Here is a 12,062-nt window from a genome sequence, read left to right as displayed (position 1 = left end):
ACGCCCCATCCATTTATACAATACATTCATTCCATAAAGTCATGAAAACCCTGCTTCAACTCCAAAGCGCTGCACAAAATTTCGCCGACCACTATAAAAACCAAACCGACGAACGCCGTGAAAAAGACACTTTTTGGAATGAATTTTTTGCGATTTTCGGCATTGATCGCAAAAACGTCGTCCACTTCGAATATGCCGTTAAAGACCCGAGCAACAACACCCAATTTGTCGATGTCTTTTGGGAAGGCATCTTCCTGGCAGAACACAAATCCGCCAACAAAAACCTAGCCAAAGCCAAAGAACAGGCGGAGCGTTATTTGCAGGAAATCGAGCGCACCAAGCCGTCTGCCTTACCTGAATATTACGCCGTCAGCGATTTTGCCCATTTCCACCTTTATCGTCGCGAGCCTAAAGAAGGCGTAGAAAACCAATGGCAATTCCCGTTGGAAGCATTGCCTGAATACATTACGCGCGGCGTTTTCGACTTCATGTTCGGCATCGAAGCCAAAGTCCGCCAAATTCAAGAAGAGGCCAACATTCAAGCGGCGACGGCCATTGGCAGACTGCACGATGCCTTGCAGGAAGAGGGCATTTACGAAGAACACGAACTCAGGCTCTTCATCACGCGCCTGCTTTTCCTCTTTTTTGCCGACGACAGCGCCGTTTTCCAGCGCAACTACCTCTTTCAAGACTTTTTAGAAAGCTGCAAAGAGGCCGATACGCTCGGCGACAAGCTCAATCAACTCTTTGAATTTCTCAATACGCCCGACCAAAAGCGCAGCAAGACCCAAAGCGAAAAATTTAAAGGTTTCGAATACGTCAACGGCGGCCTTTTCAAAGAACGCCTGCGCACTTTCGACTTCACTGCCAAGCAGCACCGCGCCTTAATCGACTGCGGCAATTTCGACTGGCGCAACATCAGTCCAGAAATCTTCGGCACGCTCTTCCAATCCGTCATGGACGCGCAAGAGCGGCGCGAAGCAGGCGCACATTACACCGAAGCCGCAAATATCGACAAAGTCATCAACAGCCTCTTTTTAGAAAACCTGCGCGCCGAATTTGAAGCCGTCAAAGCCCTCAAACGCGACAAAGCCAAAAAACTCGCCGCCTTCTACCAAAAAATCCAAAACCTGCAATTCCTCGACCCGGCCTGCGGCTGCGGCAATTTCCTTATCGTTGCCTACGACCGCATCCGCGCCCTTGAAGACGACATCATCGCCGAAGCCCTCAAAGACAAAGCAGGCGGCTTATTCGACAGCCCGTCCGTCCAATGCCGTCTGAAACAATTCCACGGTATCGAAATAGACGAATTCGCCGTCCTTATCGCCCGTACTGCCATGTGGCTCAAAAACCACCAATGCAACATCCGCACGCAAATCCGCTTCGACGGCGAAGTCGCCTGCCATACGCTTCCGCTCGAAGATGCCGCCGAAATCATCCATGCCAACAGTCTCCGCACACCTTGGCAGGCGGCGGACTACATCTTCGGCAATCCACCCTTTATCGGCTCGACCTACCAAACCAAAGAGCAGAAAAACGACCTTGAAAGCATCTGCGGCCATATTAAAGGCTACGGCCTGTTGGATTACGTCTGCAACTGGTATGTCAAAGCCGCCGGCATCATGGCGCAGAATCCCCAAGTTCAGACGGCATTTGTCTCCACCAATTCCATCTGCCAAGGCCAGCAGGTCGAAATCCTTTGGGGCAGCCTTTTGAACCAAGGCATCGAAATCAACTTTGCCCACCGTACCTTCCAATGGACGAGCCAAGCCGCAGGCAAAGCCGCCGTCCATTGCATCATCGTCGGCTTCAGCCGCAAACCGCAAACGTCGTCTGAAAACGGCGGCGCAAACGCTTCGGCAAATCCCGCTCTGCCCAAATACCTCTACGACTATCCCGACATCAAAGGCGAACCCGTAAAAAACGCCGTAGCCAACATCAATCCTTATCTGATTGATGCGCCCGATTTGATTATTACCAAGCGCAAAACCCAAATCAGTGGGGAAATTGAAATGCTTTATGGTAATAAGCCGACCGACGGTGGCAACCTTATCCTTTCCTCCGATGAAAAAGAAACCTTAATTGCCGCTGAACCCTTAGCGGAACAATACATCCGTCCCTTTATCGGCGCCGAGGAATTCCTCAACGGCAAAACCCGTTGGTGCCTGTGGTTTCACGGCGTATCCGACGTCAAACGCAACCACGACCTGAAACAGATGCCCAAAGTCCAAGCCCGTATTCAGGCGGTTAAAGCCATGCGCGAAGCCAGCAGTAAAGCCTCCACGCAGAAAAAAGCGGCTACCCCGTGGCTCTTCGATGAAATCCGCCAGCCTTCAGACGGCAATTATCTGATTATTCCACGCGTATCTTCTGAAAGCCGCCGTTTCGTCCCCATCGGTTATCTGTCGCATCAAATCATCATCAGCGATTCATCGTTTATGCTTCCAAACGCCACCCTCTACCACTTCGGCATCCTCTGCTCAACCATGCACAATGCCTTTATGCGTACTGTCGCAGGCCGTCTGAAAAGCGATTACCGCTATTCCAATACCGTTGTGTACAACAACTTTCCCTTCCCAGAAAGCTGCTGTAAACCTAACGATGACGAAACTGCCTGTCAGGAAGCTTCGGGCAAAAAAGGCGAAACGTCGAGGCCGTCTGAAAACAATCCCCTCCGTTCCGCCATCGAAGCTGCCGCCCAAGCCATCCTTGACACTCGCGAGAAATACCGTGCCGATGCGCTTGCTAACGATCTGCCTCCCCCTACGCTCGCCGAACTTTATGCGCCCGACGCAGGCTATCCCGACCTCGTCAAAGCACACGCCACCCTCGACAAAGCAGTAGATAAAGCCTACGGCTACAAAAAAGGCAAAAACACTGACGATGAGGCAGAACGCGTCACCTTTCTGTTTGACCTATACCGAAAGGCAATAGAAAGCCAAAATACCAAGCCGCCCAAAAAATCCAAATAAAGGCAAACGGCAAATCCGGCTTGGTTTATAACCAAACCTGATTCGCCGGAAATATCGGTTTTTCCCCATCTCATTACTTCACAACCAAAAGGCCGTCTGAAAACCAAATTCCGGTTTTCAGACGGCCTCAATCATTCAAAATTTTCAACAAACCTTTATTTCAACGCTTCCAGCAGCTTTCCGTGTATTCCGCCGAAACCGCCATTGCTCATGACCAAAATATGGTCGCCTGCTTCGGCATTTTTCACGATTTCGGCAACAAAGGCATCGAAGTCTTTGCCCACATGCAGCTTGCCGCCTAAAGGTGCGAGGGCTTCGGCGACGTCCCAGTCCACGCCGCCGGCGTAGCAGAATACTTGGTCTGCATCGTTTAAGCTTGCGGGCAGGGCGGCTTTCATGGTGCCGAGCTTCATGGTGTTGGAACGTGGCTCGAGGACGGCGAGGATGCGTGCGTTACCGACGCGCTGACGTAAGCCTTCGATGGTGGTTTCGATGGCGGTCGGATGGTGGGCAAAGTCGTCGTAAACAGTGATGCCGTTTACTGTACCTTTGATTTCCATACGGCGTTTGACGTTTTTAAATGCACTCAAAGCTTCGCAGGCCGTCTGAATATCGACTCCGGCATGACGCGCGGCAGAGATAACGGCGAGGGCGTTCATGCGGTTGTGTTCGCCCATCAGTTCCCAAGCGACGTGTCCGACCGTTTCGCCGTGATGGCGTACATCAAACGAGCCGTCGGCATGGACGGTACCAACCTGCCAGCCTTGTTCGGTACCGAATTTCTCTACGGGCGTCCAGCAGCCTTTGTCTAGAGTATCTTGCAGGCTTTGCTGCTGGCCGTTGCAGACGATGAGGCCTTCAGACGGCACGGTGCGTACCAAATGATGGAATTGGGTTTGAATGGCGCCCAAATCGGCAAAAATATCGGCGTGATCAAATTCCAGATTGTTCAAAATGGCGGTACGCGGACGGTAGTGTACGAATTTGGAGCGTTTGTCAAAAAAGGCGGTATCGTATTCGTCAGCTTCGATAACGAAGAATGGGGATTTTGAATTAGGGTCTTGGCGCGGCATTTGCGGCAGGCGGGCGGAAACGCTGAAGTTTTCCGGTACGCCGCCGATGAGGAAGCCCGGCGCGAGTCCGGCATATTCCAAGACCCATGCCAGCATGGAGGCTGTGGTCGTTTTGCCGTGCGTCCCTGCCACGCCAAGTACCCAGTGCCGGTGCAATACGTTTTCAGCCAGCCATTGTGGGCCGGAAGTATAAGGCAGGCCTTTGTTCAAAATGGCTTCAATCACATCCATGCCGCGTTTGGCAACATTACCGATAACGTAAATATCGGCTTTAAATTTGTCCAATTGAGCGGCATCAAAGCCTTCGTGTACGTCAATGCCCAAGGCTTCGAGCTGGGTACTCATCGGCGGATACATCTTCGCGTCGCAACCGCTGACTTTAAAACCTGCTTCTTTGGCAATAGCCGCTACGCCGCCCATAAATGTGCCGCCGATACCGATAATGTGGATGTGTTTCATGATAAGACCGTCTTGGGAATGAATTAATTTTAAAGCCGTCATTATAACGGAGTTTGGATAAAGAAAGGGGTCGTCTGAAAAGTTAGGCAACAATAAGAATAGGAAACAAATACGAGGAATTTGATTTTAAAAGGAGGGCATTGAGGTTTTGCAAGTATGGGATTGGGGTTAGCCCTGCTTTGGAAAGAGTTATTTGATACGGTAAAGTTGTTCACGAAGGTCAGGTGAAGCATTGCCTTGAATTCCTCCATACTTGATGGCGTGAGGTTTTCGGTAACTGGTTTATTTGGATAGACTTTAGAAAATGGATGGTTGTTGTTATTAAAATAATGCCGTCTGAGAAATAAGTCTTGATTAAAACAAGTCATGACTTTTTTCAGACGGCATTTGTATCCTGTGTTTTACGATTTCTATTAAAGTGCTGCTTCTGAGCGTTCGCCGGTTCGGATGCGGATGGCTTCTTCAACCGGATAAATGAAGATTTTACCGTCACCGATTTTGCCGGAATGTGCGGTTTCCAAAATGGCATCAACAGCCTGATCGACTTTGTCGTCAGCCAATACCAATTCGATTTTCACTTTGGGCAGGAAATCAACTGCGTATTCTGCGCCGCGATAAATTTCCGTATGACCTTTTTGGCGGCCGAAGCCTTTGACTTCGCTGACGGTCATGCCGGTAATGCCGATTTCGGTCAAGACTTCGCGTACATCGTCGAGTTTGAAAGGTTTGATAATGGCTTCGATTTTTTTCATATTGAGTCTCCTTATTTGCGAAAAGGCCGTCTGAAACATTCAGACGGCCTTTGTTCCATCAAGTTCGTTCAAATTTTATTTGAGTGAACTTATTTCTTTTTCTGAGCAGGCAGGTCGGTACATACGCCCAATGCCACTTCCGCAGCCATACCGATGGATTCGCCCAAGGTTGGGTGTGGGTGGATGGTTTTGCCGATGTCGGTTGCATCGCAGCCCATTTCGATGGCCAAGCAGACTTCGCCGATCATATCGCCGCCGTTAGGACCAACGATACCGCCGCCGATGATGCGGCCGGTTTCAGCATCAAAAATCAGCTTAGTGAAACCATTGTCGCAACCGTTGGCAATCGCACGGCCGGAAGCAGCCCATGGGAAGTTGGCTTTGGTAATTTTGCGGCCGGAAGCTTTGGCAGACAACTCGGTTTCGCCCACCCATGCCACTTCAGGAGAAGTGTAAGCAACGCCCGGAATAACGCGTGCGTCGAAGTAGGCTTTGTGTCCGGCGCAGTTCTCAGCGGCAACGTGGCCTTCGTGAACGGCTTTATGCGCCAACATCGGTTGACCGACGATGTCGCCGATAGCGTAGATGTGCGGCACGTTGGTGCGCATTTGTTTGTCCACTTCGATGAAGCCGCGGTCAGTTACGGCAACGCCTGCTTTTTCAGCGCTGATGAGTTTGCCGTTAGGCGCACGACCTGCGGCAACCAATACGGCATCGTAACGTTGTGGCTCTTTAGGTGCATTTGCACCTTCAAAGGTAACGTAAACGCCGTCTTCTTTAGGTTCGACAGCAACAGTTTTGGTGTTGATCATGATGTTGTCAAAACGGTATTCGTTTTGTTTTTGCCATACTTTAACCAAGTCGCGGTCTGCGCCTTGCATCAGGCCGTCCATCATTTCAACAACATCCAGGCGAGAACCCAGCGTGCTGTAAACCGTACCCATTTCAAGGCCGATAATACCGCCACCGATGATCAACAGTTTGCCCGGTACTTCTTTCAGAGCCAAAGCGCCGCTGGAATCGATGATGCGCGGATCTTCAGGAATGAAAGGCAGTTTGGTTACGCGGCTGCCTGCTGCAATGATACAGTTTTTGAAGGCAACGATTTTTTTCTCGCCGGTAGGAGTCGCTTGCTCGTACACGTCGCCGGTGGTCAGCGACACTTCCAAGTGGTGCGGATCCAAGAATTGACCGTCGCCTTGGATAATGTCCACTTTACGGCCTTTGGCCATACCTGCCAAGCCGGTAGTCAGGCGGGAAACCACGCCGTCTTTGTAAGCGCGCAGCATATCGATATCGAGTTCAGGCTCAGGGTATTTGATACCGTTGGCAGCCAAGTGACGTACTTCATCGATTACGGCAGCGTTGTGCAACAAGGCTTTGGAAGGGATACAGCCGACGTTCAAGCAAACGCCGCCCAAAGTTTTGTAACGCTCGACGATGGCAACTTTCAAGCCTTCGTCAGCAGCGGCAAATGCAGCGGAATAACCGCCAGGGCCGCCACCCAATACGACCACATCGTATTCAGCATCGGCAGAACCGCCAAATTGTGCAGCTTGAGGAGCTGGAGCAGCAGCTTTAGGCGCTTCTTGTGCAGGAGCAGCTGGTGCTTCGGCTTTAGGAGCGGCAGCCGCACCTTCGGCTTCAACGACTGCAATCAAGCCGCCTTCGGAGATTTTGTCACCCACTTTAACTTTAACTTCTTTAACGACACCTGCAACTTCGGCAGGTACGTCCATAGTGGCTTTATCGGTTTCCAAAGTAATCAGGGTATCGTCCACGGCAATGGTGTCGCCTACATTTACTTCAACCGCAATAATATCTACATTTTCGTGACCGCCAATGTCTGGCACTTTTAATTCAACTAAGCTCATGTCTAATCTTTCTGAATGATGTTCGGACTTCTTTTTTCAGACGGCCTGAGTAAAAAGGCCGTCTGAAAATGCTCGGATTACAGAGTAATGCGGCGGAAGTCTTTCAACAGGTTAGCCAGGAATACGGTGAAGCGCATACCGGCGGCACCGTCGATGACGCGGTGGTCGAAGGACAGGCTCAATGGGCACATCAGGCGAGGAGCGAATTCTTTGCCGTTCCAAACCGGTTTGATTTGGGATTTGCACACACCCAAGATAGCAACTTCAGGAGCATTCACGATCGGCGTGAAGCCTGTGCCGCCGATACCGCCCAAGCTGGAAATAGTAAAGCATGCGCCTTGCATTTCTTGCGGTTTGAGCTTGCCTTCGCGGGCTTTTTTAGACAATTCGGTCAGCTCTTGGCTGATTTGTTTCAAGCCTTTTTGATCCACGTCTTTGATTACTGGAACAACCAAGCCATTTGGCGTGTCTGCTGCGAAACCGATGTTGAAGTAGTTTTTCAGCACCAGATTGTCGCCATCCAGAGAGGCATTGAATTCAGGGAAGGCTTTCAGCGCAGCAACAGAGGCTTTAATGATGAACGCCAATGGGGACAGTTTCACGCCTTCGCGTTCCCATTCTTTGTTCAGTTGTTTGCGGAATTCTTCCAATTCGGTCATGTCCGCTTCTTCGTGTACGGTAACGTGAGGAATCACAACCCAGTTGCGAGACAGGTTTTGACCGGAGATTTTCTTAATACGAGACAGTTCTTTAACTTCGATGCTGCCGAATTTAGAGAAGTCAACTTTAGGCCATGGCAACAAGTCCAGACCACCTCCCAAAGAGGCAGCGGCAGGTTTGCCTGCACCACTTTGCATAACGGATTTAACGAAGGCTTTAACGTCTTCGCCCATGATACGGCCTTTCAGACCGGTACCTTTGACTTGACCCAAATCTACGCCCAATTCACGCGCCAGTTTACGTGCGGAAGGACCTGCATGGGCTTTGGCAAAAGCAGCTTCGTCAATTTTGGCAGCTGCAGGTGCAGCCGGAGCAGGCGCAGCGGCTGGTGCTGGAGCAGCAGGAGCCGGAGCAGCGGCTGGTGCAGGTGCGGCAGCTTGAGCGGCAGGAGCAGGAGCAGCTGCGGCGGAACCGGCAGTTTCTACTTCGATAATGGCAGAGCCTTCGGATACTTTGTCGCCAACTTTCAGGAATACGGCTTTAACCACACCGGCTTCGGTACATGGTACGTCCATAGTAGCTTTGTCGGTTTCCAACGTAATCAGGGTGTCGTCAACGGCAACAGTGTCGCCCACTTTAATTTCAACGGCAATAACGTCTACGTCAGAGTGGCCGCCGATATCAGGTACAACAACTTGTACAGTAGCGCCTCCGGAAGGAGCGGCTGCAGGCGCAGCAGCAGCAGGAGCTTTTGCTGCAGGGGCCGTAGCGGCATCAGCAGCGGCAGCACCGGTTTCAACGGTCAAAATAACGCCGCCTTCAGAGATTTTATCGCCAACTTTAACTTTAACTTCTTTCACGACGCCGGCTGCATCAGCAGGTACGTCCATAGTGGCTTTGTCGGTTTCCAAAGTAATCAGGGTGTCGTCAACGGCAATAGTGTCGCCTACTTTAACTTCTACGGCGATGATGTCGACGTTTTCATGACCGCCGATATCAGGGACTTTGATTTCTACGATACTCATTTGAGTTCCTTTAATATTTTCAGTTTGATGCCGTCTGAAAACTGTTTCGCACGGCATCGGTACAGTTTGTTAAACCATTCAAGCATTCGATTTTCAGACGGCCTGATGTCTGAATGAAGCAAACAGGCCGTCTGAAACATCAATTAGCGTTTCCAGCTAGGGGCTGAATCGGCCTTGATGCCATATTTTTCAATAGCTTGTTGAACGGTTTCTTTGCTGACTTTGCCTTGCTCAGCCAATGCGCTCAATGCAGCAACGGCAACGTTGTAGCGGTCAACTTCGAAGAAGCTGCGCAGGTTGGCACGGCTGTCGGAGCGACCGAAGCCGTCAGTACCCAAGACGTGGTAGTCGTTAGGGATGTAGGCACGGATGCGGTCAGCATAGCTGCGGATGTAGTCGGTAGCGGCAATAACCGGACCGTCATGACCTTGCAGTTGAGAAGTAACAAACGGTACTTTTGCAGTTTCCAATGGGTTCAGACGATTGAAGCGTTCCACTTCGATGGCATCGCGGTGCAGCTGGTTGAATGATGGGCAAGACCAGATGTCTGCTTCTACGCCGAAGTCGGCTTTCAACAATTCGGCACCGGCAATTACTTCTTGCAGGATAGTACCGGAACCCATCAATTGAACTTTCTTGTCGCCTTTGCCGCTGGCTTTCAGCAGATACATACCTTTCAGGATGTTTTCTTCTGCGCCTTCAGGCATATCCGGGTGAGCGTAGTTCTCGTTCATTAGGGTGATGTAGTAGAACACGTCTTCGTTATTGGCATACATACGGCGCAGACCGTCTTGAACGATAACGGCTACTTCGTATTGGAATGTTGGATCGTAAGAAACACAATTTGGAATCAAATCTGCTTGAATATGGCTGTGGCCGTCTTCGTGTTGCAGACCTTCACCATTCAGCGTTGTACGGCCGGCAGTACCACCCAACAGGAAGCCGCGTGCGTGCATATCGCCGGCAGCCCATGCCAAGTCGCCGATACGTTGGAAACCGAACATAGAGTAGTAGATGTAGAAAGGAATCATCGCAAAGTTGCTGTTGGCGTAGCTGGTTGCAGCCGCGATCCAGTCAGCCATTGCGCCTGGCTCGTTAATACCTTCTTGCAAGATTTGACCGTCGACGGATTCTTTGTAGAACATCAGTTGGTCTTTATCTTGAGGGGTGTATTGTTGGCCTTTAGGGTTCCAAATGCCGTATTGGCGGAACATACCTTCCATACCGAAAGTACGGCTTTCGTCAGGAACGATAGGTACAACGCGTTTGCCGATTTTTTTGTCTTTCAGCAAAGTAGACAGGATGCGTACGAAAGCCATGGTGGTGGAGAATTCACGGTCACCGCTGGATTTCAGTTGGGCATCAAATGCTGACAGTTCAGGCACTTCCAGAACGTCTTGGGTAGGGTTGCGTTGAGGCAGGTAGCCACCCAAAGATTCGCGACGTGCGTGCAGGTATTTGTATTCTTCGCTGTCAGGAGCAAAAGTCAGGTAAGGCAGGTCGCCACTGTCGATTTGCTCGTCAGTTACAGGAATGTCAAAGCGGTCACGGAATTGTTTCAGAGACGCTTTGTCCATTTTTTTGGCTTGGTGGGCAACGTTTTGACCTTCGCCGGATGCACCCATACCGTAACCTTTAATGGTTTTTGCCAAGATTACAGTAGGTTTGCCGTTAGCGTGATTCGCAGCGCGGTCGTAAGCGTTGTAGACTTTTTGAGGGTCATGACCACCGCGGTTCAATGCCCAAATTTCGTCATCAGTCATATCGGCGACCAATGCTTTCAGTTCAGGCGTATTGAAGAAGTGTTCGCGAACGTATGCACCGTCTTTGGATTTGTAAGTTTGGTAGTCACCGTCCAAGCACTCTTCCATACGTTTGCGCAGGATGCCATCTTTGTCTTTTGCCAAGAGGCGGTCCCAACGACGACCCCAGACGACTTTCACAACATTCCAGCCGGCGCCGGCAAAGTTGCCTTCCAGCTCTTGAATGATTTTGCCGTTACCGCGTACTGGGCCGTCCAAACGTTGCAGGTTACAGTTGATGACGAATACCAAGTTGTCCAAGCCTTCGCGTGAAGCCAGAGCAATAGCACCTTGGCTTTCAGGTTCGTCCATTTCACCGTCGCCACAGAATACCCATACTTTACGGCCTTTGGTTTTAGCCAGACCGCGAGATTCCAAGTATTTCAGGAAGCGTGCTTGGTAAATTGCCATCAATGGGCCAAGACCCATAGATACGGTTGGGAATTGCCAGAAGTCAGGCAACAGGTGAGGGTGAGGGTAAGAAGGCAGACCTTTACCGTCAACTTCTTGACGGAAGTTGTTCAGCTGGTCTTCAGTCAGACGGCCTTCAACGAACGCGCGTGCGTAGATGCCAGGGGCAACGTGGCCTTGGAAGAATACCAAATCGCCTTCTTCGCCTTCGCCTTTAGCTTTCCAGAAGTGATTGAAGCCGACTTCGTACATAGTGGCGGCTGATTGGAAAGATGCAATGTGTCCACCCAATTCCAAATCTTTTTTACCCGCGCGCAAAACGATAGCGGCAGCGTTCCAACGAACGAATGCACGGATGCGGTGTTCGATGTTTTGGTCGCCGGGGATGCCTTTTTCGTCTTCTACGGAAACGGTGTTCAAATATGGAGTAGTGGTGCCGTGAGGCATACGGATGCCTTTGTCACGGCTGTATTTGACCAAACTTTCCAGCAGATACTGAGCGCGCTCGCTGCCTTCATATTCTAAAACAGAGCTTAACGCGTCTAACCATTCTTTGGTTTCAATTGGGTCAACATCGTGTAATTGGGTGGACATAATATCTATCCTTGTGTTGAGTGTTTTTCAATGACGGAGTATTACTCCGATATTTTCGTTTATCAACAAATGTGAGTTAAAAACGAAAATTCCTAGAGTCAAATTCGAAAAAAGTTTTAATTACTGAAATATTTTCAATACGTTATAACCGTTGATAAAAAATCAGAAAGAATTGAACTTTTTACAAACCAGCTAACCTGCAAATGCTATCAGTAATTGGGCAAACTGGCAAATTGTGCTGTAGATATTGATAGGATTTAGAGGTTGAAATTAAGATTTTTTAAAAGAGTTATGTAGCTTGTTTTTAAATCGAGATATTGAGTGGATACAGTAAAAAAGCATCAGATATTTGAGAAAGTTTATTCGAATACGAAAAATATTTTTCAAATTTTGTTGTAAATAGAAAATTAAATTTAGATTATCTGGTTTTTTACAAAGAG

General features: G+C 49.8%; 6 protein-coding genes. 1 reads left to right on the top strand and 5 read right to left on the bottom strand.

What is annotated here, in order from left to right:
- Positions 1 to 41: 41 nt before the first annotated feature.
- On the top strand, positions 42 to 2,972 hold the full coding sequence (locus LPB400_RS07485; RefSeq protein WP_219088604.1) for a class I SAM-dependent DNA methyltransferase: 2,931 nt from the start codon (positions 42 to 44) through the stop codon (positions 2,970 to 2,972).
- Positions 2,973 to 3,127: 155 nt separating this feature from the next.
- Here LPB400_RS07485 and mpl read toward each other — a convergent pair whose 3' ends face one another.
- The 5 genes from mpl to aceE all read right to left on the bottom strand — a co-directional run bounded on the left by mpl (position 3,128) and on the right by aceE (position 11,622).
- Positions 3,128 to 4,504, bottom strand: coding sequence for a UDP-N-acetylmuramate:L-alanyl-gamma-D-glutamyl-meso-diaminopimelate ligase (gene mpl / locus LPB400_RS07480; RefSeq protein WP_219088602.1), 1,377 nt, complete (start codon positions 4,502 to 4,504; stop codon positions 3,128 to 3,130).
- Between the two features lie 413 nt (positions 4,505 to 4,917).
- On the bottom strand, positions 4,918 to 5,256 hold the full coding sequence (locus tag LPB400_RS07475; RefSeq protein WP_063069030.1) for a P-II family nitrogen regulator: 339 nt from the start codon (positions 5,254 to 5,256) through the stop codon (positions 4,918 to 4,920).
- Between the two features lie 89 nt (positions 5,257 to 5,345).
- The gene (lpdA, locus tag LPB400_RS07470; RefSeq protein ID WP_219088600.1) at positions 5,346 to 7,130 is read right to left on the bottom strand and encodes a dihydrolipoyl dehydrogenase; all 1,785 of its coding nucleotides are present in this window, start codon (positions 7,128 to 7,130) and stop codon (positions 5,346 to 5,348) included.
- A gap of 77 nt (positions 7,131 to 7,207) precedes the next feature.
- Positions 7,208 to 8,815 carry a dihydrolipoyllysine-residue acetyltransferase gene (gene aceF / locus LPB400_RS07465; RefSeq protein WP_070460741.1) on the bottom strand — a complete coding sequence of 536 codons (1,608 nt, stop codon included), beginning with the start codon at positions 8,813 to 8,815 and terminating at the stop codon, positions 7,208 to 7,210.
- A 143-nt stretch (positions 8,816 to 8,958) separates the two neighbouring features.
- Positions 8,959 to 11,622: a pyruvate dehydrogenase (acetyl-transferring), homodimeric type gene (aceE, locus tag LPB400_RS07460; protein WP_070460739.1), complete on the bottom strand. Its 2,664-nt coding sequence runs from the start codon at positions 11,620 to 11,622 to the stop codon at positions 8,959 to 8,961.
- Positions 11,623 to 12,062 lie beyond the last annotated feature (440 nt).

The organism is Neisseria perflava (genome assembly GCF_019334725.1).
GTDB classification, from domain to species: Bacteria; Pseudomonadota; Gammaproteobacteria; order Burkholderiales; family Neisseriaceae; genus Neisseria; species Neisseria subflava_A.
The sequence above is the reverse complement of the archived record's forward strand: the minus strand, read 5'-3'. Positions and strand labels throughout refer to the sequence as shown.

Coding starts and splice junctions, on each gene's coding strand:
- LPB400_RS07485 (WP_219088604.1), top strand. CDS start 42: ATGAAAACCCTGCTTCAACTCCAAAGCGCTGCACAAAATTTCGCCGAC.
- mpl (WP_219088602.1), bottom strand. CDS start 4,504: ATGAAACACATCCACATTATCGGTATCGGCGGCACATTTATGGGCGGC.
- LPB400_RS07475 (WP_063069030.1), bottom strand. CDS start 5,256: ATGAAAAAAATCGAAGCCATTATCAAACCTTTCAAACTCGACGATGTA.
- lpdA (WP_219088600.1), bottom strand. CDS start 7,130: ATGAGCTTAGTTGAATTAAAAGTGCCAGACATTGGCGGTCACGAAAAT.
- aceF (WP_070460741.1), bottom strand. CDS start 8,815: ATGAGTATCGTAGAAATCAAAGTCCCTGATATCGGCGGTCATGAAAAC.
- aceE (WP_070460739.1), bottom strand. CDS start 11,622: ATGTCCACCCAATTACACGATGTTGACCCAATTGAAACCAAAGAATGG.